This window comes from Blautia sp. An81, from assembly GCF_002161285.1.
In the GTDB taxonomy this organism is placed as follows: Bacteria; Bacillota; Clostridia; order Lachnospirales; family Lachnospiraceae; genus Blautia; species Blautia ornithocaccae.
Genome location: NZ_NFHH01000028.1, coordinates 20,436 through 47,259 on the forward strand (window position 1 = coordinate 20,436; position 26,824 = coordinate 47,259).

Consider the following 26,824-nt stretch of genomic DNA (forward strand, 5'->3'; position numbering starts at 1 on the left):
AATAAGCTGATAGTTTGCGGAACATCATATGATTTTGTTATGGGAGGAGTTCCTACCTATTTTATGAGAATATTTCAATGGGCAGCTTCACAAGGATTTGATAAAGCTTTGCTAATTCCTAAAAACAGGGAAATATATACGATTTGGAAAAAACAAGTGGACGATTTAAGATTAAATATTATAAGATATGATATACCTGTAAAACAGTTAGAAAATGTAGAAATAGAAAAGTATGATGAGGTGATTTGTATAGCAGCAGATCTCCACTGTTACTTTAGAATGTTTTATTACAAAAATTTAAATAAATATAATAATATGAAAGTCTTTTTCTATTGTTTGCATCCCCATGCAACAGTTGTAGAAAAGCATAAATTTTTTAATTTGCCATATAGAAAATTAATTCGAGATAACCTGAATAATATACTGTTTATGGATAGAGAAACAGAAAAATTTTGTGAAGAATATTATTCACTTCAAGTTAAAAATTCAAAATATTATAGAGTAGGAAGTTTTTTCCCCAATTTAGATGAGGAAAGAATAAAAATCAGGATCAAAAACAGAAAAAATAATTTTATTATATTAACTATTGCAAGATTTGATTTTCCCTTTAAAGGATATATTTTAGGATTGATAAATACGATGGGGATATTGGGAAAAGAATATCCGAATTTAAATTTGGTGATAGTAGGAGATGGGCCTAATAATGATTTAGTAAAAGAGGCATTAAACAAATTACCATTAGACATTAGAAAGAAAATTTCTTTAACTGGAGAAGTGGCATATAACGAGTTACAACAATATTATGACAATGCTAGTTTATATATAGGAATGGGAACAACATTGATAGAGGCCTCAAAGAGTGGTCTTCCTAGTATAGTTGCAACAGCTTTTCAAAATGGAGATTCCACGGTTGGATTTTTTGATAAAGAATATGACAATGTTGGAGGTAATATTCAGTTGTCAGCACATGATTGTATGACATTTGAAGAATGTATACGACAGGAGTTAGAAAAAAGTGATTGGCAATATAGAGAACACTGCTATAAATCGTATTATACTTGCAAGAAATATTATCAAATAGATAATATTATGGAAGAAATTTTAAAGAAAAAACAGGGAAAAATAGAGAGTGCAGCAAAATATGCATTTTTAAACGTATATGATTGTGCTTTGATGAACTTGAAAATTAGAGTACAAAACAGAAGAAAACAAAGGAGATAAGATGGATTCATTAAAAAATATAAAAGAAGGTATTACTATAGAAATAAAATATTTAGTATTTGGATTTTTATGTATTTTAATGTTATCTATATTTTTTGCTATTAATATTCATTTTATAGGTGTTACAACCGATGAATTAGGATATTTATCTTTTCCGGCAAAAATATGTGGCTGGTCAGAAGGTGGGATTTCTGGAAATTTTCCATATTATGGGATTGGGATAGGGATTTTATGGATTCCTTTATTTTATTTTATAAATGATTTTATTATTATATATCGTTTGATAATTATTCTAAATGGAATTTTGTTATGTATTAGTTTTTTATTGTCGTATGTTTTTTTAAAAAAGCATTTTGAAACAAATAATTATAAAAAACTTTTTTTAATCGCTTCAGTGCTGATTTTATATCCGAGTAATATTTATTTTATGCAGGATGCTTTAGCTGAAACATTATTATATACATTGTTTTGGAGTCTTTTGTTTTGTATAAATAAAATTTTAGAGAATGACAAGTGGTACTATTTTATTATACTAGGTATAATTCTAGTTTATATGTTATTAGTTCATTTGAGAACATTGGTTATTGTAATGGCAACAGTTTTATTTTTATTTATAAGAACCATTAAAGATAAGAAAAAATGGTATAATCTTTTTTTGATCTTTATTTTTATAGGAATAGGATTAATATTGCTTGAATATGCAAAACAGTGGCATTATAATTTGTTTGGAACAGAGACTGCTATTAATAGTATTAATACTAATTTAGATATAGCAGGTAGAATTATGGATATATTTAAAAAGTTTTTGCCATTCTTCAAAGGTCTTATTGGCCAGTTATATTATTTTTTTGTTGCCGGAAATATAGCTTTTTTTGTAGGAAGCATAGTATGCATATATGAAGGGGTTAAGGCTTGTATCTGTTTTCATGAGACAAAAGATGGAATAAAGAAGAGAGTATATCTATTTTTAGGCATTGTATTATTGATAAATATAGTAGCGTTTGCGACAAATAAAACAACTATGGTTAGAACGGAGACCATAGTCTATGGACGTTATATGGAGAATATAATTGGACCAATATTAGCGATAGGATTGTATTGGTTATCTGAGCAATATAAGTATAACTATAGATGGAAAAATTTAAATTATGTTTTTATGTTTTTTGTAATGTTTGCTACTCCGATAATTCTAGAAAGAATGGAGTCTGCGGAGAGCAATATGTTCGGAACTAGTAGCGCGGTCGCAATGGGAGGATTTTTCGAGTTTTATATTCAAAATGTAGATTTGAGTTTTTCATTGCTGAAAGTTGTAATTGTTACGTGTGGATTTTTATGCGCCTTAGAAATTATAATTTCTTTATTTAAATATAAAAAATTGAAGCCTTATACATATTTATGTATTATGGGGATGTTTATGGTGTACTGGATTTATTTAGGAATTGATCCAATTGCAGAACAACTTTCTATGAAAGAGGAGAATTATCAGAAATATCATGAGGTGGAAAAAGTTATAGAACAATATGATCAAGTAGATCTCTATTATTTAAATGATGATGAGGCTAATGAAATGAATATACCGATAAAATATTTACAATTGTTACTAGAACATAAAAATATTATAGCAATAGATTCCGAAGATGATGTCAATGGAAGTGCGCTTATATTAGTTGATCCAGGCACTAATATTTCCAATAACTCAATCCGAGAGATAGAAAGTACATTAGTGTTTGATATATATTATAAAGACTGATAAAGAGGTAAATGGTTATGAAAAGAAAAGAAGCTAAAATGATTGATTTTATAGAGAAAGGAGACGAAAGAGGAAAATTAGTTGTAGTTGAAGCTTTAAAGGATATTCCATTTGAAATTAAGAGAATATTTTATATGTACGGATCGGAGAAAAATGTTATTCGTGGACAACATGCTAATAAAAAATCGCAGTTTGTTCTTATAAATGTAAGTGGTTCATCAAAAATAAGAGTTGATAACGGAGATAAATCAGAAGTTATAGTCTTAGACCGTCCTAATAAAGGAATATATATACCATCCATGATATGGAAAGATATGTTTGATTTCTCTGAGGATTCTGTCTTATTAGTATTATCTGATCAATATTATGATTCAGAAGAATATATTCGAGATTATGAGCAGTATTGTAAAATGATAAAAGTGAGGTTATAAATAATGGAAATTAAAGTTAATAGGTTGGATCGAGGATATAGCAAGTATAAAAATGAATATGAAAGTAAAGCTTTAGAAATATTACGCTCAGGTTGGTATGTGTTGGGTCCGGAAGTTAATAATTTTGAAAATGAATTTGCAGATTTCATCGGGGCAAAATATTGTGTCGGATTGGCTAGTGGTCTGGATTCTTTATGGCTAGCTTTTAAGATCCTAGGTATAAAAGAAGGGGATGAAGTGATTGTTCAGGGTAATACATATATAGCCAGTGTCATGGGGATTACAATTAATGGGGCTACACCTATTTTCGTAGAACCAGATCAATATAATAATATTGATACCGAAAAAATTGAATGTAAAATCAGCGATAGGACAAAAGCAATTTTGGTTGTACATTTATATGGTCAGGCTTCAAATATGGATAAAATATTACAACTCTGTAAAAAATACAATTTGAAATTAGTAGAAGATTGTGCTCAAGCCCATGGTGCAAAATATAAAGGGAAAATGGTAGGATCATTTGGAGATATTGGATGCTTTTCTTTTTATCCATCGAAAAATTTAGGAGCATTTGGCGATGGGGGAGCCATAGTAACAAATGATGAAGAAATAAATCGTTTAATGAGAATTTATCGGAACTATGGTAGTGAGAAAAGATATTACAATATGGTTGTGGGGGCAAATTCTAGACTGGATGAGCTACAAGCTGGTTTACTACGTGTGAAACTGACACACCTTAATGATATAAATCAAGAAAGAAGTTATATAGCTAATCGATATTTAGAAGAGATAAAAAATGAGAATATTTTATTACCGAAAATATTAGAAGAGGCTACAACAGTATGGCATCAATTTGTGATTCATACACATAGGCGTAAAGAATTGATTGAATATTTAGAAAGTAATAATATTAATACACTTATCCATTATCCAATACCTCCACATTTGTCTGAAGCATATAAATATTTAGGATACAAAAAAGGAGATTTGCCAATTACTGAAAAATATGCAAATGAAGTGCTTTCTTTACCAATGTATAATGGAATGACTGATAAGGAAATTAGTTATGTTGTTAGTAATGTAAACAATTTTAAGTAGATTATAAAATATAGGATGGGAATAAAAGGCATGTAATTTGATAAAAATGTTAGAATATATTTAGTGAAGAGAGAAGATTGTTGAATTTAGACCGTGGAACTACGTTTTGATATAAAAAGTTGTATCTAATGTTTAAGAGGATGAATAATAAAAATGTGAAAAATTATTTATATAATTAGCGTTAAAATATCAAATGTTTATCTATAGTTGTTTGCATATCGTTGGTCATTTGAAACAAAAATTTTATATTCATAATTTACCATAAAAATATTTACTCTGGTAATTATATGGTAGATTTAATACATTATAGGAAAGGTAGACTATGGAAAAAAATAAACGGGATACAATTAAATGGATTAATATAGCAAAATTTATAGCAATCGTGGCAGTAATCATTGATCATGTAAATGGTATTTTGTATGATAATCCTATTTTTGCGTGGCTGTCTTACTTTGCAGTGACAGTTTTTATTTTTTTGTCTGGTGTTACCTCATTTTATTCTAATCAGCGCCATTATAAAGACAATTTTTTAAAAGACTTAATAAGAAGAATTAAGGGGATTGCTATTCCATATATTGTAGCAACAGCGATATATCAATTTGCTACATATCGTTTTTGGGATTTAAAAACATTTATATATCATTTACTGCATTTTAACATTAGTGGCCATTTTTATTATATTTTGGTTTACTTGCAACTAATTATAATAAGTCCACTCCTCTATAGAATGATAATGATATGTATGAATAAAAAAAGGAAACTTTTGTATGTTGTTGCTTTAGGATGTATTATTTTGGGGATTTGTGTTCTGAGTGTTAATTATACATATATTATAAATATATATGGAGGAGGAAAATATCTATTCGGTGGTAGTTATTTAATAATATTTTATTTTGGAATGCTTTTTGCCAGTTATGGAAGAATATCAATTACATTTAGGAAAAAAATAGGATTGGCAATTTTTTCATTGTTGTATACTATCTGTTGTTTTATGTTTTTGTATCATGATCAGTTGAAAATAGAAAGATTTTTTTGGTTCGGAGATGGTTTAAATCCCCCGGGAGTTTCGCTCATTCTTTATTCTATGGGGGTTGTAATATTTTTATTTTCCTTTTTTTCGGCCATATGTGAAATTCAGAATAAATATATAGAGAGCATAATTAACGTTTTATCATGGTTGGGAGAATTTTCATTATATATTTATTTGTATCATATGCTTATTTTAAGAATTTTAGAATGTGTAAACAATAATATTTTGTTGATTCCGTATATTCTGAAAATTCCGGTTTATTTAGTACTTATGATAGGTATGCCAATTCTAGGAAATCTCTTTGGAAAAAAGTTTCTTTCCTATATGAAATATAAGTTGATGGTTATTGAAATATTATAGATTTATTTAGGTAATTGCGAAACTCATTAAGTACATTCGTAATTCTGAACCAAAACAAGGGTGATTTTATGCAGAGTACAAATTATACGAGCAAATGTGAATAACCGGCCATTTTAGGCACACTTTAATAAGCTTTAGGCTTTATGGAGTTGGTAAGTCCTATACTATAAGGGCTTTAAGCTTCTTAAGAATTTATGATGATCGATCTTATCTGCAAGGACAACCGTAATGAATTGTGTGATGTCGGCAAGGATTAGATTAGCATATAAAGTCTTCTCAATTTGATTCCGGCGCCCTGCAAGGCATAGATGATCCTTGATGTGATTGAGGTCTCTTTCGACAGCAGTCCTAGTTTTATAAGTGCCATCCTATCCTTTGGCCCCGCAGATCCTTCTTGGATACGCACGCAGGTTTTTGGGGGACAGATATAGATCATCTGTCCACATCGGGAAGAGGTACAGGGATTTTCACAAATGCAGTGCTTGTGAGACTTTTGAGTGGTTTTATCGTAGATTCATTTCATTTTTAGACAGGCGAATTTAAAAGTAGGTATGCCGCTTCGTAAGTTCGATCTGTTGCCCTACTGCTTCATGGGAAGCGAAGGATCATGGGGACAACAGGGGCCCTCATCCTCATTGGTGGTGTAGTCCTGGTTTTTAAGTCCGGATCCTGCATTTAGAGGAATATAAAATTTCAGGAAATGCCGGTTATTCCTAAAAGCGTTGCCGGTAAGAATACTTTTATAAAGTTCTACGGTATCAAAAGTCGCGTCACCGAGAAATGTTTTCGGATCGATCAGTGGCTGTTTTGAAAAGAAACCTTTCAGTGTTGGTATCAAAAGCTTTGAATCATGGATGGATTTATCTTCGTCAGGGGAATCCGATCTCTTTTCAACAACAATGTCGGGATGGGACAGTATAAAGTACTTGTTATAGAAAGCGATATGACGGATGAGATACCGAGACCGGTGGTGACAATGCCAAACTTGAAGACACAGCAAAAATGGCCACTGATATACAGTTGTTTGATCTCCGGATTTGCAGATGCATGGGGCATGGAAACATAAGCGGCTTTATAAGAATCATAAGATCGATCAAAGCCAGGAGCTTTTGCAAAAGCCATTAATTTTTTGATGATCTTATTTGCATACTTCGGATTATTCTCGGTAATGAATACTTCAATACCTGAAGAATCAAAGGTAGTCATCTCCGTGTTTGCAGGATCAATAGTCTGACAGATGGGTTCGGTAAGATCAACGAGTTTATCGAATACGAGATGTAGATCATCAAGGAAGTCTTGTTTGAAACGGGTGATCTTAGAAGCATGGGGACCTTGGTGAAGCCATAGAACTCACGAAGCGGGTTGGAGTAAGCGAGAAAAGTTGAGAGATGCAGGTCTGTGGGGATAGAAAAAATACGTTGGATGATCAAGGCCCACAGAAAAGCTTGCAAAGGATATTTACGGGTTCTGCCTGTAGAAGCATAGAAATGATTTCGAAAGGAGATCGGAATTATTTCATCAAGGTCGATATGGGATTCTAATAGAGGAAGAAAAGCAGGTTTGTCCTATTCAAATTTTGGGGCAATCTGAAAAAATATCTGCCAAAGAAAGTTGTTTATATGGTATCATAGGCATCAGAATAACTCCTTTCTTGGGTATGTATTTTGGCTTTTAGTCAATTCTATTATACCATATCCAGTGAGGAGTTATTTGTTTTTAGGTAGCAGGAAATGCCGTATTTATGCGGCTTGTGATGTTTCACAAACGCCTAATAGATTTATTAGTTGAAAGGAATATGAAATGAAAAAAAGTTTTGATAGCCTTTTAGTGATGCTTTTAGTTATAATACAATTTATGATTTCTATAAATCCAATATATGCTTCAGCAAATCAAAATGATAAAAATTCAGATGATATATTTGAACAGATAAATATAGAAAGTGAAGAAGTAGCCGAGGATAGAAGTAATAGCGATGAAATTGAAAATAATAAAGAAGAGAATATAGCAGAAGAAGTAATAGAAGATAATAGTAAAAGTGAAGAGCTTGAAATTAAACATGAAAAAGAAGAATTGACAGAAGACGAAAAAGAAGATAATGGCAATAATGAGGAGTTTGACATTAAACAGGAAGAAGAGAATTTAGAAGACAAAAAAGAAGACAATGGTAATAATGAGGAGTTTGACATTAAACAGGAAGAAGAGAACTTAGAAGACAAAACAGAAGATAATAGTAATTCTGAAGAATCTGAAATTAAACAAGAAGAAAGTATGGAAGAAGAAGTAACCGAAAATCAAAGTAATAATGAAGAAGATGGTAAAGGGAATAATATAGAAGGTCCGGCAAATAGTTGGAGATATTTTAATGGGGAAAAAATGATATTAGACAAGCCGGGTGAAGAACGGACCATTAGTAGTAAAAATGCATGGACTAAAGTGGATGGCTTTTATATTAATTCTAGAGGTGAAATAATTGAAGGAGCACTTTCCAAAGGAATAGATGTTAGCGAATGGCAGGGGATAATCGACTGGGATACGGTAAAAAAAACAGATGTAGAATATGCAATAATTAGATGTGGATATGGGATGAATCAAGAGAATCAAGATGATAAATATTGGGAGAGAAATGCGTCTGAATGTACGAGATTGGGAATTCCATTTGGAGCATATTTGTATTCATATGCGGATAGTGTCGAAAAAGCAGAAAGTGAAGCAAGACATGTTTTAAGATTAATAAAAAACTATAAGTTAGAATATCCAATTTATTATGATTTAGAAGAAAATTCTGTTAGACAAAAATTGTCAACTAGTGAAATCGCAAAAATAGCAAAAACATTTTGCGATATAATATCGGAAGCAGGATATAATGTAGCAATATATGCAAATACAGATTGGTTTAGTAATTATTTGATAGATCCTTTTTTTGATACTGTAGAAAAATGGGTGGCCCAATATAATAGTACATGTACATATACAGGTAATTATACTATGTGGCAATGTACAGACATAGGAAATGTTAAAGGAATTAGTGAAAATGTAGATATTAATATGGATTTTGGAACAATAAAAAAATATAGGGTATTGCTTCAAGGAGGAAAATATTACGGTTATTTTGGAGGTGATAAGCTATACGGAGAACAAAAAGTTGATGGTGCGTGGTATTATTTTGATATGAATTGTAAAGGCGCAGCAACAATTGGTTGGAGAGAAGCTGGAAAGAATAAATATTATTATGGAATAGATGGAAAATTAGCATTAGGAGAGACTAAGATAGGAAGTTCATGGTACTATTTCAGAGGGAATGGAACTATGTTTACAGGTTGGAGAGAAGTTGGAAAGAATAAATATTATTATGGAACAGATGGAAAATTAGCATTAGGAGAGACTAAGATAGGAAGTTCATGGTACTATTTCAGAGGGAATGGAACTATGTTTACAGGTTGGAGAGAAGTTGAAAAGAATAAATATTATTATGGAACGGATGGAAAATTAGCATTAGGAGAGACTAAGATAGGAAGTTCATGGTACTATTTCAGAGAAAATGGAACTATGCTTACAGGTTGGAGAGAAGTTGGAAGGAATAAATATTATTATAATGAGGATGGAACATTGACATTTGGAACAAAAAAAATAAATGGGAACTGGTATGCTTTTAGTAAAAGAAATGGACAAATGGTTGTTAATTCTTGGTATGAAGGAAAATATTATGGGAAAGACGGAATTAGAGTTGAGAGTTAAAGAGGATGATTATATATGTTAAATGGATATTTGTGCAATGGTTTTAGATATTACAGTATAAAGTATAACTTTAATGGTAGGCTTTCTTATATTCTTACTTTTTGTTTAAATGTAGTATTATTCTGTTGCTTCTTATGATGTATATTAATGCATATAGTGAAATATTAGATTTTTTGAATTTACTATATAGTTCAGGCGATGTATTTCTAAAAACGCTGGAATTTTATTGAAATATTGGTTAAATGAAAATATAATTGATACTTCAGCTTTTTTTAGAACTGATATTTCGGAGCAAAACTTTAACATATCAAAACATATATGCGAATTGTACTGAATTATCCTAATTTGAATAGAGTTGGGGGAAACTTAATTTCGACTACATTATTATTCGATAAATATATAAGGCAAAGATTAATATGTTTGTAGTATCTGAATTTTTCAGGTTATGAAACAAAATTAAGAGAAAGGGAAAATGGTGTTTGGTATTATGCAGGCATCATAGAGAATAGTATGTTAAGAAGATTACATTTAAAAGATGCGGAATTTATGTTAGAATGGATGCATGATTCACATATAAATAGTATGTTTAATGTAAACTTTGAGTCTTTTTTAATAGAAGATGCAAGAAATTTTATATTAAATAGTTTTGATGAAAAAAATCATCACTTTGCAGTTGTGGATGAAAACGATGAGTATTTAGGTACAATCAGTTTAAAAAATATTTCTTTAAAAGATCGTAATGCTGAATATGCAGTAGTCCTTCGAAAAAAGGCTCATGGAACTGGAGTTTCCAATCTAGCAACGAGAGAAATTTTAGACTATGCATTTAATACTTTGAAATTAGAACGTGTTTATTTAAACGTTTTAGAAGAAAATATGAGAGCAAGAGCATTCTATGAAAAAATGGGGTTTACACAAGAAGGGGTTTTTAAAAAACATAAATATATAAGAGGCAGCTTCCAAGATTTATTTTGGTTTGGAATTTTAAAAGAATCATATGAAGATGGGAATTAAGTAAATGGGTCGTTTTAAGCTTTTTTTGGAAAATATTTTAGTATATGGACTTGGTGGAGTAATTAGTAAGGCTGTTCCGTTAATAATGTTACCTATAATTACTCGATTAATGCCGGACACATTCTATTTTGGGCTAAATGATATTTCGACCACTATAGTGTCTTTTGGTTCAGCTATTGCTGTTTTAGGAATGTATGATGCTATGTTTCGATTATTCTTTGACAAAGATAATGAAGAGTATAGAAAGACTATCTGTTCTACAACTTTGGCGTTTACAAGTGGTTTGTCTATTCTTGTGTTTTGTGTGTTAATTCTATTTAGAAATTTTTGGACTGAAATTTTTTTCTCAGATAGGCGTTTCGTTAATTTGCTGATTTTATCGGCAATGAGTATTTTAATTGGTGCTACTAACTCAATTGTTTCGGCACCAACGAGAATGAGAAATCAAAGAAAAATTTTTCTTGTAACTAATACCCTTAGTCCGATTATATCATATGCTATTTCAATACCGCTTTTGGTTAAGGGAATGTATGTTGTTGCACTTCCTTTAGCTGCGGTTATTTCGGCCTTGACAATAGAGGTTATTTTTGCAATATTAAATCGTAATTGGTTTTCAATTAGACGTATTAATTTTTCTTGTTTGAAACCCTTATTAGTAATAGCAATCCCATTATTCCCTAATTTTTTAGTATATTGGGTTTTTAATTCATGTGATCGATTAATGATAGCTCAAATGCTTGGTATGGATTATAATGGTATTTATGCCATTGGAGGAAAAGTTGGACAAGTTAGCCAGTTGATTTATACAGCCTTTGCTGGGGGATGGCAGTTTTTTGCTTTTTCTACTATGAAGGATAAAGATCAGGTTGATATGACCTCTCATATTTTTGAATATTTAACTGCAATTGCATTTGGTGCAGGGATATTGATGGCTGCATGTAGTAAAACTATTTTTAAAATACTGTTTACCGGGGATTATGTACAAGGCTATGTAGTTGCCCCGTATTTATTTTTGGCACCGCTCATGCTTATGCTTTTCCAAGTAATAGTGAATCAATTTATAGTAATAAAAAAAACGTGGTATAATTTATTGGCATTAGTTATTGGCGCGTTCGTTAATGTAATAATCAATTATATCTTAATTCCGCTTATTGGTATCGAAGGAGCTGCAATAGGAACATTAGTAGGCTATATAATAGCGATTTTGATTACTGCGGTAATTTTAGTAAAAATACGATTATTAAAAATAGGTTGCAAGATCTATATTATGGCAGGTAGTCTCTTAGGGTATTTTTTGGCTTGGAGATTTTTGATGAGAGATTTGTTATTGATTCCTTTATGCATAGCAGTTATTATAATAGCAGGATATTGTATGTTATTTAGAGAGGATATAAAGAATTTAATAAGAAAATAAAGTACAATTTATTTTTTGTTCTTGCGGTAAATGCTTTTTCATCTCTTTAGAAAGAGTATATTAACAAGGTGCAGTTGTAATTGATTAAAATACTCAAAATAAATATAAAAGTATAATTTTAATATGCAGGATTTTATTGCGTCATAATTACGTGCTGCGTATGAACTGACAAGGCTTTTGAGAGACAGGGAGATAAAAAAGACTGTCTGTCGAAAGCTTTTTCTGTATGATATGATTTCTAATTATAGAAGGATAATAAAAAGATATGAAAAAAATACAAACAAATACTAAAAAAAAGAATCTTTGTATTCCAATCATGATTTTTTTGCTCGCAACTCTTCCAAGAGTTATATTTTGCTTCTTCATGATCCCAGTAGGAGTGCTTTCCGATGAAACTGCAACGATTTCTGGGGGAGCATATTTGGCAGGATATGACTGGTCCCAGGTAATACAGCATGCAGGATATTATGGCACAGGTTTCACAGCGCTTATGGCTCCGCTGTTTATGGCTACCGATGATCCTGTGATCATCTACAGAGGGATAGGAATGGTCTGTGCAGTGCTTCAGGGGGCTTCCTCCCTGATCGCCTATAGAATTTTTACAAAATATTTTTCTATAGAGAAAATACTCTTTGTGGCAGTAGCCGCAGTTGCTTCTTCTTATTTAGTAACGGATTGTTCTATCATTATTTTTAATGAACATCCTCTTATGCTGTGTTCATGGATCATAGCTTGGATTTTATTGTATCTCCAGAAAAATCTGGATAATAAGAAGAAAAAGATAAGAGCCACTTTGCTTTTAATCTTAGTATTAGGATATAGCCTGACTCTCCATACAAGGGCTATTGCTTTCTGGCTGGCTGTGGGAATTGCAGTGGTGTTTTATGCCTGGCTCTATCACAGATGTTTGATTTCCATTCCGGCTGCGGTTATCAGCGGAGGCGTATTTGCGGCGGCAGGTACATGGTATGTGCAGTATATACAGGGAAAACTTTGGATAGCAGACAGTGCTTCCAGTATGAGAAATGCTGAAATTCATCTTTCTGGGGGGCCGCTTCAGCTTTTGGATCCACAAAATTGGCAGGCATGGGCCAATATTGTGATCGGTCAGATACATACGGCAGGAGTATTTACCGGCGGCATTTTTATTCTATTTTTTGTGATATTTACACATTTACTTTGGAAAGCGCTTTGGAGAAGAAAAGAATTACAGGGACAGGATCTTTCTGCAGTGGAGAGGGGGACCTTTCCGGTTATCGTATTTTGTATGGCAGGAATTGCTATGACTATGCTGGGTCAGTCCTTTTCCTGGCTGCCAGGATCCAGAGAAGTGATTGCCGCAGGATTTGAAAATGATCTTTATGCGACAAAAGCTTATGGGTATCTCCGGTATTTTGGACCTTTCTGCGGCCCACTGTTTTGTATATGCTGCGTCTGGATGTATAAACGTAGAGAGCAGATCCTTAAATATTTTAGACCGGCTTTGGCTGCTCTGATGGTATGCGAAGCTTATTGGATGATCTGCATTGTTCCATATATCTATCATTGTGGACAGATTGGTGTTTTTAATTTTTATTTTCCGTTTTCTTTGTGGACGCTGGATAAAGAAACAAGGCTGCTGGCTCTGCTGCCGGCGTCAGTAATCCTTTTCCTGTCCTTTATTTTGTGCTGGGTCATGGTGAAAAAGAAACAGCAATGGGCGTCGGTTTTATTTGTCTGCGGGATATTTGTAGAAGTGTACTTTTTTATTGGTATTGCATGGGACAGAGAATTTATGAAAGACAACTGGGAAATTGCAGATGAAAGCTATGGACTTATCAAGTCTTTGGAGGAGAAAATAGATATACCAGATACAATTTATGTACAGGACGCCAGGGACTGGATGACAGACCAATTTACCTACTATGAGTATCAATTTCTTCTGAACCGGTATACGATCATACCGGAAGTTCCGGAAGATACGGTGGAAGAAGCTGTTTTCTTTACGAATATGGTGTACACGGATAACGATTATTATGAGTGGACATCTAAAGGGTATGCATATCTGGTCTTAGATGAGGATGAATTGCTGCTGGTAAAAGGCGAAAAGCTGCAGTCCGAATTTAGAGAAGCTGGTGTAGCACTGAAAGAATAAATCTATGATAAGGAGCAAAAAGTGTGGAGAAAAAAGAACCAAAGCGGATCTTATATATTGATCTGTTAAATATTGCTGCATGTTTTGGTGTGGTGGTCCTCCACTGCAGCAATACGGTATTTGATTACCGATTAAATCATACATGGATATTTTCATTGCTTATGCAGGTGGCCTTTTACTGGACCGTCCCGATCTTTGTAATGCTTTCCGGCGCAACGTTGATGAATTACAGAGAAAAGTATTCCACTAAAATTTATTTTAAGAGAAGATTTATCCATGTAATAGGGCCATTTTTAATTTGGAGTACTGTTTTTCTAATCTGGAAATTGTGTACCGGAGAATTAGTTTGGGAAAGCTGGAAGACTACTGTCAGCTGGTATCTTGGAAATGGAATAGAGAGTATTTATTGGTTTTTTTATCCTTTATTTGGAATGTATTTGTTGATACCGGTGTTTTCCATGCTGACAGGAGCCGGGGGAAAAAAGATCCTTTATTATATATTGATGATCGCTGGGGGATACAGCTGTGTCTTGGCGTATCTTCCAGATCATTTTCAAATTTATTATAATGCAGCGCTTTTTTCACCATTAGCTAATGGCTTTGTAGGATATATTGTGCTGGGATGGCTGTTAAGCAAAGAAAATCTAGGTAAAAAAATGCGGTGTCTTATTTATGGGATTGGTGTATTATGTTTTGCTTTAATGTTTGTATATACATTATTGCAGTCAGGCAGAGATGGGACATTTTCTTATACTTTTTTTGATTCTAGCGGGCTTACTGCTTATGGCATGGCTGCGGCAGTCTTCGTATGGTTCAGATATCACGACTGGAGTTTTTTAGAAAAAGAAAAAATCCGCAGGACGATCAAAACGATGTCAGGCGCCAGTTTTGGTATTTATTTGATCCAAATGCGGATTATAGCTCCGCTGATATGGGAGAACCCGGAGCATAACGGTATCCGGTGGATGACGGTAGGAGCAGTAGGGATCTATCTGATCTGTATGGCAATCGTTTTTATTGTTAAAAAAATCCCGATATTAAGACGAGTGTTTCCTTAGGAGGAGGTTATAAGATGAAAGATTGGATCAGAAAAAAAGGCCTTTTTTATCTTCTGATTTTTATGGTCCCTATTGTTATTCTATCATTGATCACAGCTGCAAATAACTTGTATCCTTTTGGAGAAAAAACATGGCTTTTGTGGGATCAGGATGTACAGTACGCAGATTATTTTCAGTATCTGAAAAATGTATTGACGGGAGAAGCCCATATAGGATATTCTTTTTCGAAGTCCTTGGGGGGCTCTCTTGTGGGGGTGTTTGCCTATTATCTGGTTTCGCCTCTGAATCTTCTGGTGGTATTTTTTCAAGATACGCAGATACCATTATTTATTTATATAATAACTGCGATCAAGGTTGGATTATGCGGAGTAACAGCGGCATTTTTTTTCCTGCACCATGGAAAGCTGGAAAAGAGCAGAGTATTTTTGCTTTCTATGGGATATGCTCTGATGCAGTATATTTTTTCACAGATGTCGAATATTATGTGGCTGGATGGGGTCCTGCTCCTTCCGGTGATTTTGTGGGCGGTTGATCAGTTTTTAAAAAAAGGCAGGATTCTTGCAACCGTGTTTTTTACAGCTTTCTGCATTGTCCTGAACTGGTATACCGCGTATATGAATTGTCTTTTTATTGTGCTTTATTACCTGGCACAGTATATTGGACGGTACTATAAAAAAGGAACATTAAAAAAGGCAGTTGGTAAGTTCTTTCTATTTTTGTGGGCAGAATTTTTGGGAGTGATGTGCAGCGGCTTTTTGTTTCTTCCAGCTGTTATTAGTTTGTCTAATGGAAAATCTGTGTTCGACAGCAGGATTTTTAATTTATCAGTAAATAATTCCCCATGGGCGTTCCTAGAGGGATTTCTTGTGGGATCAAATCCTGGTGTGCGTCAGATCCCATCTTTTTTCTGCGGCATGCTGGCAGTGATCTTTGCTTTATATTTTTTCGTTTCAGGAAAGATCAGCAGGAGACGAAAGGCTACCATGGGGATTTTCCTGATAGGGATGATTCTGACCTGCCATTTTAATTTACTTGAAAATATTTTTAATGGTCTCAGATTTGTGTATTCTTATCCATATCGCTTCAGTTATTTGATCATCTTTACCTTTCTTTTGACAGCCTCAGAAGGGGTGGAGGTATTTGAACCTCGTGATAAGAAGAAAGTGTTATTTTTATTGATCGTCTTCTATGTGCTTATAGGAGCTTTGACTATATGGATGCCTTTGGAGCATCCAAAGTATCTGTGGATTTCCGGTGGGATAGCTCTGGTAACAGGAGTTTTGATTTTCTGGAACCGTCATTATCAAAGGTATGCATTGTGTATTCTTGTATGTATAGAGCTGGGATTGAACGGATTTTTGGTACTTCGTATGATAACAGAATATTCAGGATCTGCGCAGGCCTATCAGGAGTATGTCAGCGAGGCAAATAAGACACAGGAGGCCTTGGAGAAATATGATGATACACCCTTCTACCGGATGGAACAGACCTCTGCCAGAGGAAGTGATGCAAATGGAGACAGGATCCATGCACATTATTCTGAAAATATGGCTTATGGCTATTATGGGATATCTCAATATTCTTCTTCATATGATTATCCTGTATCTGAATTTATTTCTAAACTGGGATACTCAGATTCCATAGATCTGACTATATATGATGAGCCGATTCTTGCATCAGACGCATTTCTTGGGATTAAGTATGTACTGTCTGACTTTGCAATCCCTTTTTATGCTGAGATAGAAAGTATTCCAGAATATAATGGGAAAAGCGTATATGAAAATCCATATGTACTGCCCCTGGCTATGCCTGCTTCTGAAAAAGTACTGCAGATAGTCGAAGATACGGATAATCCTTTTGTGTATCAAAATCAGTTTTTTTCCCTTATATTGGGCGAAGAGACACAATTGTATAAGGAAATCCCATGTGATGAAGAGAATACAGCAGATGGGGTCAGATATATCCTAGACACAGAGAAGCTGGAGGGAGAAAATCCTATTTATGGATATGCGCGTCCCGAACAGCAGGATCTGATCCTTAAAATAGACGGGGAAAAAAGATGTGTGTATAATACCTGGCTTAGTTATCTTGTTTTTAATATCGGGTCGTCAAGCCAGGAACATTCTGTTGAGTTTTGTAAAGATCAGGGGGATTTTTCAGTTGGCGCACATTTTTGGTATTTGGATATGGATGTGTGGAAAAACGTTGTAGATCGGTTAAATACAGGAAATACAGAAGTGACACAGTTTGAAGACGGAAAAGTAAAATTTTCCTGTGAATCTGACAAAGATGGCTATATTATCACAAGTATACCTTATGATGAAAATTGGGAGATCAGTGTGGACGGAAAAGAGGCAGAGGCCCAGTCTGCAAATGGAAGCCTTTTGGCTGTTTCGACCGATGGCGCAGCAAGACATGAGATTGTTATGGAGTATCATGTGCCGGGCGTCCTGCCGGGAATAATTATAACGGCGGTGGGCGCAGGGGCCGCTCTGCTAACGAATAAAAGAATACGCAGGAAAGGAGCTGCTTTATGAAAAAGACAGTAAGAGTTTTGATATTGATGGTTCTGTCATGGATCTGTGTCGTGGCAATACCATATGCGATCCGTCTGGGAGGAGATCCCCTTCCGATCAGAAACAGTGTGGTATCCATTCTTTTATTTGCAGTGATTTTTTTTGTGTATAAAAAGAATTGGCGGAGTATTCTCAATAGAAATGCTGTTATATTATGGATTTTAGGATTTATTTTTTCCGCTGCACTGATAATCGGATCCAACTATTATTTGTATGATGAAATAGGAGGAACTTATGGCTTTTTGATGATAGCGGCAGTTACTCCCTTCATGGCGATTATAGTAGGAGCGCTTTATAAAGCATGGCCTGTGTGGATGTGCAAATTAGAAAGCAGTGCAGCTGAGCGGTGGCTTGTGAAAAAACAGTGCAGCGCTGGTAAAACTTTTCTGATCGGCTGGGCAATAATTTTTGTCTGCTGGCTGCCTGGAATTGCCGCGGCTTATCCCGGGGTTTATGTGATCGACACAGTTTTTCAGTCCAAATGGTACTTTACCGGCGAGATGCTGGCCCATCATCCCGTGCTCCATACATATTTGATCGGCTGGTTTTTATCTTTAGGAAAAGCAGTGTTTCACTCTTATGAAACAGGTGTATTTTTATATTCTCTGTTTCAGATGCTGTTTATGTCGGCGGTTTTTTCTTATACATTGTTGAAACTTAAGAAAAAGTTGCCATTAGTTTTGTGTGCAGTCTTTCTTCTTTTATATGGAATTTTGCCTTATCATGCAGTCTTCTCTTTTACAGCGACTAAGGATGTGATCTTCTCTGGCTTCTTTTTGCTGGTTGTATTTCAGACTGCAGAAATGGCGGATGATAAGAATATTTTTTGGAAGAATTGGAAAAAGATTGTTTTATATGGGGGTCTTTGGCTGCTGGCCTGTGCATTTCGTAATACAGGCATCTATATTTTTGCCTGTATGATACCTGTATTATTGATTTTCGGAAGAGAATATTGGAAAAGGATTCTGCTGATGTCCATAGCAGTGCTCGGAATATGGATGATCTATACGGGACCTGTATATAAAGCACTGGATGTGGAGAAAGGAAGCCCGGCAGAGATTTTAAGCGTTCCCATGCAGCAGATTTCAAGAGCTATGTTATACGGAGAGGAGGATGAGACAGAAGAGTTTCAGGAACAGGTCAGGACTTATATCCCGGATTATGAAAAGTATACACCTAGAGTTGCTGATAATGTAAAGGCTAGCTTTAATAAAAGTGCCTTTGAAGAAAACCCGGCGGGCTTTATTAGACTTTGGGCAGAACTGGGGATCAAGTACCCTGGCTGTTATGTAGACGCATTTTTGTCTATGAATCTTGGCTTCTGGTATCCTGATATGGTATATCCGGATCCTGGAGCTTATATGTCTCATATAGATTATGAAAATGCCCCGGAAGAAGGAAAAGACCAATATTCACAAGAGGGTATTTTCATTGAGAGAAACAGCCTGCTGCCTGGCCTGGAAAAGTTCTACAGGGATTGGACGGAAGGCGGGGTTTATCAGAAATATCCGGTAATATCCATGCTGTTTAGTCCTGGATCAGCTTTCTGGTGTCTTTGTCTGGCAGTTGGGTATCTTATCTTTATTAAAAGATCTGGGAAATTACTGTCATTTGTGCTTTTGGGAATTTTGTGGCTGACATTAATGGTTTCACCGGTGGTGCTCCTGCGATATGCGTATCCTCTGATGGTAAGTATTCCTGTGATAGCTGGGGTTTGCTGTGAAAAGATAAAGGAGAACTAAGTGGAAGATGGAAAGGAAAAGATTAGCTAAGAAATCGTTTTTATTCTTGATAATATTGCTCATCCTTGCCGGAGTTTTTCTCATGAAAGAGTTAGGATATGGATATTGGGATGGCGGAAGCAGCCCTGACGTCTATTGGGAGGAAAATGAAAAGGGGGAGAAGGGATGGCCTTGTTTGATCCTGGCCCTTAATAAAGGAGAATATGAATTAGAACTGTCTTATTCCGCTGGTCAGGAAGGCATATGGAAAATAGAGGACAGGAATCAAAATGACGGGAATAATTATAGAGGAAAAGTTCTTCAGGAAGGAAGCTATCCCGCGGGAGAAGGGGAAAAAATCCAGATAGATTTTTCCATAGAAAAAAATACTGATAGTTTGTATTTTACATTTTATTCTGACTCAGAGGATGTTTCTGTGCAAAATTGGAACATTTCCCTGATAAAGGATGAGTATACGGATAGTTTATTCCTGTTTTTGGCGGCGGCAGGAGTTATTTTTGCATTATTTATGGTCTGGGACTGGGAAAAGCAACGCAATTATGTGATTATGTCAGCATCGGGAATTTTCCTGACAATGCCATTTTTTGGAGATTATCTCCAAAGCGGGCATGATCTTCTCTTCCATTTGGCAAGAATAGAAGGGATTGCGGAGGGGCTTAGTCAGGGACAGTTTCCGGTGCGCATGGATACCGTGATGAATCAAGGGCTTGGTTTTCTGGATCCGATCTATTATCCGAACTTATTCCTGTATCCTGCCGCAATACTTTGTTTACTGGGCTGTTCACTGCTGAATGCCTACAAGATCCTTATCTTTTTCATAAATATTTTCTCGGCGATTTTAGCATATTTAGGATTTCGCGGATTGCTGAAATCGGAACGATTAGGACTATATTGTGCTTTGCTTTATGTGTTGAATCCATATCACTTGACGAACCTCTATTTGAGGGCTGCATTAGGAGAACTTTTGGCGTCCATGTTTTTACCGCTCCTTTTATATGGGATTTATGAACTGTTTTGTGGCGACTATAAAAAATGGTGGATTACAGCAATCGCAGCTACGGGGATCGTGCAGAGCCATATTTTGACAGTTGAGTTGTCTGTGCTTTTTGTGACGGCTTTTGCTATACCTGTCATAATCTGGCAGATACGAAAAAAGAAAGTATGTATATATAGGATCATAGCTTTGGGAAAAACGGCGGGAGCCTGTATATTAGCTAATGCCTGGTTTTTGTTTCCTCTTTTCATGCAAATGGGAAGAAAGACAGCTATTGCCGGCGCAGACGATGTGCTGTCGAGAAGTACTGTTTATTGGCAGCAGATGTTCCAGACAAGCTTTAAAATGCAGGGAGGGAACGTTTTTTATGGCGCGGAAGGTGAAATGCCAGAAACTATTGGACTGGTATTGCTTATTGGTCTGATCATTTATCTGGGATATCGTTTTTTTACAGATAAGTTAGGAAAACATGTTTACAGGATCGCAGATGTATGTGCTTTGCTTGGCATACTTTCCTGCTATGCGGCCAGCACATGGTTTCCGTGGGACTGGATTCAGAGTTTTTCAGTGGCGGATAGTCTTCTATGTGTGATACAGTATCCCTGGAGAATGCTGGGATTTGCCAGTTTATTTTTGGCTGTTGTATCAGGGATTGCCATACAGGAACTCCTAAAGGATAAAAAAGTACTGATCGCGGGAGCTATGACAGGATTGTCGCTGTGGATGGCAGTAATGAGTATGGACAGTTACCAAACAGATGGTACGACTTTTTTAAAGAGCAGGACACAGGCATATACTTCTGCTTACTATGCTGACTATTACGATACAGGGATAGGGTATGACTGGATGTGGCAAGAAAGAAATAAAATTGATACAAAAGCAGATGTGAAAATTTCTTCCTTTAGAAGAAAGGGAACAGATCTATCCTTTTCATTTGAATTTGAGAATCCGGAAGACAAGGATAAAGATATGCATCTACCTTTATATGACTATAATGAATATGAAATATTCATTAACGGCGAAAAAATCTCTTATGGACAGGATGATAAAAATCGTATTCTGATCTGTATTCCTGAGGAAATGACTGAAGGCGTGGTTCAAGTAATATACAAGGAAAATAAGCTATATCGCATAGGGGATATCCTTACCGGAGGATTCATAGTATATCTTGCAGTCTATTCTATAAAGAGAATAAATCGTAAAAAATGTCTTGCAGGAAGAATGTGAATGGATGAAGTTTATACTGGTAAAAGACTTTTATTTTTTTCTGATCTGTAGTAAAATAACCTAGTGTGCTGTATCATTCACTTTCAGCATAATGACGACGAATGAATTTTTCACTCTACAAGGCGGAGGAATGAGGCGTAGCGGTGGCTACGCTGATTGACGACAACGCCGCAGATGGAAGTTCAGGCAAGTCATTATGAAAAATGTGAGTGATACAGTACACTAGGTATGAAAAATAGTGAGAGGAACTAATGATGGATAAAATAGCAGTGTTGATTCCTTGTTATAATGAAAGTCAGACAATAGAGAAGGTAGTACGTGATTGGAAAGTAGAGTTACCGGAAGCGGCAATTTACGTGTATGATAATAATTCTACAGACCATACTGATGAAATTGCCAGAGCTGCAGGAGCCATAGTTCGATATGAATATCAGCAGGGCAAAGGCAATGTGATCAGAAGGATGTTTCGCGAAATTGACGCTTTTTGTTATATCTTGATCGATGGAGATGATACCTATCCAGCAGAAGTTGGACGGGAGATGGTAGAGAGGATAATGACTCGAAATGTTGATATGGTTGTAGGTGACCGGCTTTCCTCTACATATTTTGAAGAAAATAAAAGACCATTTCATAATTTTGGAAATAGTCTTGTAAGAGCAGCTATTAATAAGTTATTCCATAGTAATATCCGGGATATTATGACAGGATATCGAGCCTTTAGCTATGAATTTGTTAAGAGTTTTCCTGTGTTGTCAAAGGGATTTGAAATTGAGACAGAGATGAGTATTCATGCAGTAGACAAGAATATGAATGTTGAAAATATCATCATTGAGTACAGGGATCGACCGGAGGGAAGCGAGTCGAAATTGAATACTTACTCAGATGGACTGAAAGTATTAAAAACGATAGGGCGGCTTTACCGAAATTACAAGCCGATGCAGTTTTTTGGAATTGCAGCACTTGTATTACTGCTGATTTCTGCGGCGATGTTTATCCCTGTATTGGCTGTCTATATCAGAACAGGTCTGGTCCCTAATTTCCCCACTTTAATTGTCAGTGGGTTTATTACCCTTGCGGCCTTAGAATCTTTGTTCTCTGGTCTGATCCTATCTACTTTAGCCGAAAAGGAACGCCAGGAATTTGAATTCCGGCTTCAATTAGTGAGAAAAATGAAAAAGGATGAGATATGATAGAGCTAATAAAAAAATTATATGAAAAATACGAAGAACTGGTTATGTATGTGATCGTAGGAGTCTGTACTATGATCGTATCGCTGGTGTCTTACTATATCCTTGCAAATCCGTTGGGATTATACTATCAGACTGCAAATATTATAAGTTGGATATTGGCGGTAGCATTTGCTTATGTGACGAATAAAAAGTTTGTGTTTAAATCCCGCTATTCTGGAATGCATAATACGGTAAAAGAAATGTCCAGCTTTATATCCAGCAGGGTTGCTTCTCTTTTGGTAGAAATCCTCAGTATGTATTTTTTTGTCCAGATATGTCAGATAGATGATAATATTGTAAAATTGATGAATCAGGTTTTGGTAACAGTGTTAAATTATATTTTTAGTAAATTTTGGGTATTTAGAAAATCAAGCAAAACCCAGGAAAATAAAAACTAGGGTTATTGGGGAGGAATTGAATATGGAAAAGCTGACACTGATCGTGCCCTGTTATAATGAAGAAGAAGTCCTTCCTTTTTTTTACGAAGAATTTCAGAAAGTTGCATCAAAACTGAAAAATTATAACACAGAAGTTATTTTTGTGGATGATGGCTCTAAAGATAAAACGTTGTCTATTATTAAGGAAATGGCTGCCAGAGATGATAGAGTAAAATATCTTTCTTTTTCCAGAAATTTTGGAAAAGAGGCCGCTATTTATGCTGGATTTCAGCATGCAGATGGGGATTATATCGCTATGCTGGATGCAGACCTTCAGGATCCGCCTTCTTTACTTCCGGAAATGATGAAGGGAATTGTAGAGGAGGGATATGATTCTGTGGCCACTAGGCGAGTGAGCAGAAAGGGAGAGCCTCCTGTTAGATCCTTTTTTGCCAGGTGCTTTTACAAATTAATGAAAAGGATTTCTACAGCCGAGATTATGGATGGAGCACGGGATTTTCGGTTAATGACCAGGCAGTTTAAAGATGCTATACTGGAAATGGGTGAATACAATCGGTTTTCAAAAGGAATTTTTGGCTGGGTAGGTTTTAAAACGAAATGGATAGAATATGAAAATATAGAAAGAAAGGCAGGAGAGACAAAGTGGTCTTTTTGGAAATTATTTAAATACAGTCTAGAGGGAATCATTGGTTTTTCTACAGCGCCTCTTGCCCTGGTATCTGCTTTAGGAATTCTGGTTTGCTTGGTGGCATTTTTATTTTTAGTGATTATTCTTTTGAAGACATTGTGCTTTGGTGATCCGGTAGCCGGATGGCCTTCAATGACTTGTATTATTCTTATGCTTGGGGGAATTCAGCTTCTCTGTATGGGAATCCTGGGTATGTATCTTTCAAAGACGTATTTAGAAACCAAGAAGAGACCTATCTATATATGTGGAGAAACAAATCTGAATGAAACAAAAGGATGAATTTGTACGGTATCATTTATGCTTATGTAAAGTCCAGCTAATAAATGCCAATAGATAAATGAAAATATTTTTCATCAGAAAAAAGGGTAGACTTTCCCCTTGGTGATAATATCATTTTTAAAAAGATATTGATTCGTTGGATTTGCAGTATTTTATGCAGCTATGTCGTATTTATCAGCATTATATTGTTTGATATGTTCTCGAGGAGTAATGATTTCAAAAGGCTTGTTATTGAATATTACAGTGCGGACAGGTGGCTCAAAGAGCCCCGGAATAATCAACCTGCTTCCATGGTCAGATCAGTTACCAGAGATCTGCCGGAGCGAGTCAAAAACAACCAAGCTGTAAACCAGGCCGTCGGAAACGGCGGTCAAAAAATGGGCCAGTACTCATGGTTTATCGTATACTACCGTATACGTTTTATCTGGTGTCTATCAGGAACCGTCAGACATGATAATTTTAGGATAACATCTGATGAAGGAAGAACACCTTCTTCTGTTATCTAATCATAGAAACTTATTAACCGAGTAGTCTTATTGACTACACCATTATTATACTAGGGGGAATATAAATGAAATTCAAAAAAGTTATGCTGATCACTGCAGCTTTTGTTCTTGCAGGTTCCATGGCAGCCTGCAGCCATAAGGACGATACACAACAGAGCCAGAATGAGACTGCTCAGACCGAAAAATCCTCACAGGGAGAGACGGAAGATGATCAGGGGGCAGTACAGGGTTCTGCAGTAGAGCCTCAGGAAGAGATTCCTGCTAATCAGAACCTTCTTACAGGAGTGCCGGACCTGACAGACGGGGCCATTGGAAAACGGCCAGTAGCTGTTATGGTCAATAATGTTTCTTACGCAATGCCTCAGTATGGCGTAGGACAGGCAGATATTATTTTTGAAATTCCTGTTGAGGGAGATGCTACCAGATTTATGGCTCTTTACGGCGATTATACCCAGGTGCCTCAAATTTGCCCCATCCGCAGCTGCCGTTATTATTTCCCGGCTCTTTCCCAGGGATTTGATGCATTCTATGTAAACTGGGGAATTGATGATACTATGGCGGACTATCTGGAAGCTTTGAATATGGACCAGATTGAAGGGATTACCAATACCGGCGGACTTTTCGGCAGGGACCAGGACAGGCTGAATCAGGGATATTCTCTGGAACATACAGGATATTTTGACGGAACAAAGCTGGTTTCTTATATTGAGTCTCAGGGCCTGAGGACAGACCTGAATGAGGACAAGAAGGGGCCTGCTTTCCAGTTCAACGGCCTGGAGGAACAGCTCAAGCCAGAGGGCAGTGACTGTACCAGCGTACAGATTAACTTCGGCGCGCAGTCTTCACAGTTTACTTATGATGCAGAGAATAAGGTTTATTTGAAGCAGATCAATGGCGATGCCCAGGTAGATGGAAAAACCGGAGAACAGCTGGCCTTTACTAATGTATTTGTATTGGAAACAGATATTTCTGTGAGAGACAGTGTGGGACATAAAGAGATTGACTGGGATGGAGGAACAGATTCTGTAGGATATTATGTATCCAATGGAGGCGTTCAGAAAATTACTTGGTCTAAGGACTACAATAATGAAAGTTCCTACCTGAGATTTTACGATGAGTCCGGTCAGGAGATTTCCATTAACAGAGGAAAAAGCTATATTGCGTTAAATTACAAAAATCAGGCTGTTTTTCAGTAAGTGAGAGAACAGGGGCTGACGCATCAAGTGCGCCAGCCCCTGTTTAAAAAAATGCTCATATGGAAATATCTTTCTTGCTCGATAAAGATGTTCAAGTATTGCTGCTTTTTCTTAAGCTGGATTTTAGGCTTTTCATGGTTTCCAGAATAATCTGTTTCTCCTGAGGGGTACAGTCATCCAGGAGTTCTTTAATTTCCTGGTCCAGAATAACAGAGGAAGCAGTATTATATCCACATACCAGTTCATCTACGGATACATGGAGCGCATTAGCAATATCAAGAAGACATTGTACGCTGAGCTTGGTCTTTCCTGTTTCAATATGACTGATATGCTGGACAGAATAGTCTGTTTCTTCCCCTAACATCTGCTGCGTCATTTTCTGTTTTTCACGATATTCTTTGATTCTTGAGCCAATCCTTGAGTAGTCCATACTATACGCTCCTGAAAAATTTTATATATTATATGCATAAATTCTGTGAATAATAAATGGAGTAAACAGATAAATTATGCAAGGAGTTTAAAAAACTATAAATATTATGAATTTTTTATATATCCATTTAAGAGAGAAATAGATTCTTCTGTAATCTTGTTTATGGAAGTGGTATAATGGACTCATCAATTGCGATGTTAGCGTCGGGCGATTTTCACCATTCAGAGTCGGATTAAAAACGCCAATCTCAGTCAATTTAAAATCGCCAATGCATCATGTATGTTATTAACAGTTACGCATTTTTATACTCCGTA

At 35.6% G+C, this 26,824-nt stretch carries 18 protein-coding genes and 1 pseudogene; 17 read left to right on the plus strand and 2 right to left on the minus strand.

The window, feature by feature from the left end; translation table 11 throughout:
* The first annotated feature begins 39 nt into the window (after positions 1–39).
* The 5 genes from B5G33_RS17595 (at position 40) to B5G33_RS17615 (ending at position 5,890) form a co-directional block, all read left to right on the plus strand.
* Positions 40–1,221 (plus strand): glycosyltransferase family 4 protein, encoded by a 1,182-nt coding sequence (locus B5G33_RS17595; RefSeq protein WP_204247427.1) that lies wholly within the window; start codon positions 40–42, stop codon positions 1,219–1,221.
* A gap of 1 nt (position 1,222) precedes the next feature.
* The gene (locus tag B5G33_RS17600) at positions 1,223–2,971 is read left to right on the plus strand and encodes a hypothetical protein (RefSeq protein ID WP_087418571.1); all 1,749 of its coding nucleotides are present in this window, start codon (positions 1,223–1,225) and stop codon (positions 2,969–2,971) included.
* 17 nt (positions 2,972–2,988) lie between these two features.
* The gene (locus B5G33_RS17605; protein ID WP_087418572.1) at positions 2,989–3,402 is read left to right on the plus strand and encodes a sugar 3,4-ketoisomerase; all 414 of its coding nucleotides are present in this window, start codon (positions 2,989–2,991) and stop codon (positions 3,400–3,402) included.
* Positions 3,403–3,405: 3 nt separating this feature from the next.
* The gene (locus tag B5G33_RS17610; protein ID WP_087418573.1) at positions 3,406–4,500 is read left to right on the plus strand and encodes a DegT/DnrJ/EryC1/StrS family aminotransferase; all 1,095 of its coding nucleotides are present in this window, start codon (positions 3,406–3,408) and stop codon (positions 4,498–4,500) included.
* A 322-nt stretch (positions 4,501–4,822) separates the two neighbouring features.
* Positions 4,823–5,890 carry an acyltransferase gene (locus tag B5G33_RS17615; protein ID WP_087418574.1) on the plus strand — a complete coding sequence of 356 codons (1,068 nt, stop codon included), beginning with the start codon at positions 4,823–4,825 and terminating at the stop codon, positions 5,888–5,890.
* Positions 5,891–6,054: 164 nt separating this feature from the next.
* On the opposite strand, the pseudogene B5G33_RS17620 reads toward B5G33_RS17615, so the two are convergent.
* A pseudogene (locus B5G33_RS17620) lies at positions 6,055–7,519 on the minus strand (transposase).
* Between the two features lie 171 nt (positions 7,520–7,690).
* Here B5G33_RS17620 and B5G33_RS17625 point away from each other — a divergent pair.
* From B5G33_RS17625 to B5G33_RS17680, 12 genes are all read left to right on the plus strand, one after another.
* Entirely contained in the window at positions 7,691–9,625 is a 1,935-nt protein-coding gene (locus B5G33_RS17625) for a GH25 family lysozyme (RefSeq protein ID WP_087418575.1), read from the plus strand.
* A gap of 510 nt (positions 9,626–10,135) precedes the next feature.
* Positions 10,136–10,639: a GNAT family N-acetyltransferase gene (locus B5G33_RS17630; RefSeq protein ID WP_087418576.1), complete on the plus strand. Its 504-nt coding sequence runs from the start codon at positions 10,136–10,138 to the stop codon at positions 10,637–10,639.
* A 4-nt stretch (positions 10,640–10,643) separates the two neighbouring features.
* Positions 10,644–12,053, plus strand: a complete 1,410-nt coding sequence (locus tag B5G33_RS17635; protein ID WP_087418577.1) for an oligosaccharide flippase family protein — start codon at positions 10,644–10,646, stop codon at positions 12,051–12,053.
* Positions 12,054–12,417: 364 nt separating this feature from the next.
* Positions 12,418–14,187 carry a hypothetical protein gene (locus tag B5G33_RS17640; protein ID WP_204247428.1) on the plus strand — a complete coding sequence of 590 codons (1,770 nt, stop codon included), beginning with the start codon at positions 12,418–12,420 and terminating at the stop codon, positions 14,185–14,187.
* 23 nt (positions 14,188–14,210) lie between these two features.
* A complete protein-coding gene (locus B5G33_RS17645; protein WP_087418579.1) occupies positions 14,211–15,245 on the plus strand; it encodes an acyltransferase in 1,035 nt (344 codons plus the stop codon).
* Between the two features lie 14 nt (positions 15,246–15,259).
* A complete protein-coding gene (locus B5G33_RS17650) occupies positions 15,260–17,782 on the plus strand; it encodes a YfhO family protein (protein ID WP_087418580.1) in 2,523 nt (840 codons plus the stop codon).
* The gene (locus B5G33_RS17655) at positions 17,779–19,563 is read left to right on the plus strand and encodes a DUF6020 family protein (RefSeq protein ID WP_087418581.1); all 1,785 of its coding nucleotides are present in this window, start codon (positions 17,779–17,781) and stop codon (positions 19,561–19,563) included. Before B5G33_RS17650 ends, B5G33_RS17655 begins: the two co-directional genes overlap by 4 nt.
* Positions 19,564–19,645: 82 nt before the next feature.
* Positions 19,646–21,784 (plus strand): hypothetical protein, encoded by a 2,139-nt coding sequence (locus B5G33_RS17660; RefSeq protein ID WP_143276556.1) that lies wholly within the window; start codon positions 19,646–19,648, stop codon positions 21,782–21,784.
* Between the two features lie 254 nt (positions 21,785–22,038).
* Positions 22,039–22,974 carry a glycosyltransferase family 2 protein gene (locus tag B5G33_RS17665; protein WP_087418583.1) on the plus strand — a complete coding sequence of 312 codons (936 nt, stop codon included), beginning with the start codon at positions 22,039–22,041 and terminating at the stop codon, positions 22,972–22,974.
* Positions 22,971–23,411 carry a GtrA family protein gene (locus B5G33_RS17670; protein WP_087418584.1) on the plus strand — a complete coding sequence of 147 codons (441 nt, stop codon included), beginning with the start codon at positions 22,971–22,973 and terminating at the stop codon, positions 23,409–23,411. Before B5G33_RS17665 ends, B5G33_RS17670 begins: the two co-directional genes overlap by 4 nt.
* Positions 23,412–23,433: 22 nt before the next feature.
* Positions 23,434–24,378, plus strand: a complete 945-nt coding sequence (locus tag B5G33_RS17675) for a glycosyltransferase family 2 protein (protein ID WP_087418585.1) — start codon at positions 23,434–23,436, stop codon at positions 24,376–24,378.
* A gap of 571 nt (positions 24,379–24,949) precedes the next feature.
* Positions 24,950–26,080, plus strand: coding sequence for a DUF3048 domain-containing protein (locus B5G33_RS17680; protein ID WP_087268754.1), 1,131 nt, complete (start codon positions 24,950–24,952; stop codon positions 26,078–26,080).
* A 91-nt stretch (positions 26,081–26,171) separates the two neighbouring features.
* Here B5G33_RS17680 and B5G33_RS17685 read toward each other — a convergent pair whose 3' ends face one another.
* A complete protein-coding gene (locus tag B5G33_RS17685) occupies positions 26,172–26,510 on the minus strand; it encodes a helix-turn-helix domain-containing protein (protein WP_087268751.1) in 339 nt (112 codons plus the stop codon).
* Positions 26,511–26,824: the final 314 nt, after the last annotated feature.

Excerpts from the sequence above, each read along its gene's own strand:
- B5G33_RS17685 (WP_087268751.1), bottom strand. The coding sequence starts at position 26,510 with ATGGACTACTCAAGGATTGGCTCAAGAATCAAAGAATATCGTGAAAAA.
- B5G33_RS17650 (WP_087418580.1), top strand. The coding sequence starts at position 15,260 with ATGAAAGATTGGATCAGAAAAAAAGGCCTTTTTTATCTTCTGATTTTT.
- B5G33_RS17665 (WP_087418583.1), top strand. The coding sequence starts at position 22,039 with ATGGATAAAATAGCAGTGTTGATTCCTTGTTATAATGAAAGTCAGACA.
- B5G33_RS17630 (WP_087418576.1), top strand. The coding sequence starts at position 10,136 with ATGTTAAGAAGATTACATTTAAAAGATGCGGAATTTATGTTAGAATGG.
- B5G33_RS17675 (WP_087418585.1), top strand. The coding sequence starts at position 23,434 with ATGGAAAAGCTGACACTGATCGTGCCCTGTTATAATGAAGAAGAAGTC.
- B5G33_RS17610 (WP_087418573.1), top strand. The coding sequence starts at position 3,406 with ATGGAAATTAAAGTTAATAGGTTGGATCGAGGATATAGCAAGTATAAA.
- B5G33_RS17660 (WP_143276556.1), top strand. The coding sequence starts at position 19,646 with ATGAAAGAGTTAGGATATGGATATTGGGATGGCGGAAGCAGCCCTGAC.
- B5G33_RS17670 (WP_087418584.1), top strand. The coding sequence starts at position 22,971 with ATGATAGAGCTAATAAAAAAATTATATGAAAAATACGAAGAACTGGTT.
- B5G33_RS17635 (WP_087418577.1), top strand. The coding sequence starts at position 10,644 with ATGGGTCGTTTTAAGCTTTTTTTGGAAAATATTTTAGTATATGGACTT.
- B5G33_RS17655 (WP_087418581.1), top strand. The coding sequence starts at position 17,779 with ATGAAAAAGACAGTAAGAGTTTTGATATTGATGGTTCTGTCATGGATC.
- B5G33_RS17600 (WP_087418571.1), top strand. The coding sequence starts at position 1,223 with ATGGATTCATTAAAAAATATAAAAGAAGGTATTACTATAGAAATAAAA.
- B5G33_RS17605 (WP_087418572.1), top strand. The coding sequence starts at position 2,989 with ATGAAAAGAAAAGAAGCTAAAATGATTGATTTTATAGAGAAAGGAGAC.
- B5G33_RS17640 (WP_204247428.1), top strand. The coding sequence starts at position 12,418 with ATGATCCCAGTAGGAGTGCTTTCCGATGAAACTGCAACGATTTCTGGG.
- B5G33_RS17625 (WP_087418575.1), top strand. The coding sequence starts at position 7,691 with ATGAAAAAAAGTTTTGATAGCCTTTTAGTGATGCTTTTAGTTATAATA.
- B5G33_RS17615 (WP_087418574.1), top strand. The coding sequence starts at position 4,823 with ATGGAAAAAAATAAACGGGATACAATTAAATGGATTAATATAGCAAAA.
- B5G33_RS17595 (WP_204247427.1), top strand. The coding sequence starts at position 40 with ATGGGAGGAGTTCCTACCTATTTTATGAGAATATTTCAATGGGCAGCT.
- B5G33_RS17680 (WP_087268754.1), top strand. The coding sequence starts at position 24,950 with ATGAAATTCAAAAAAGTTATGCTGATCACTGCAGCTTTTGTTCTTGCA.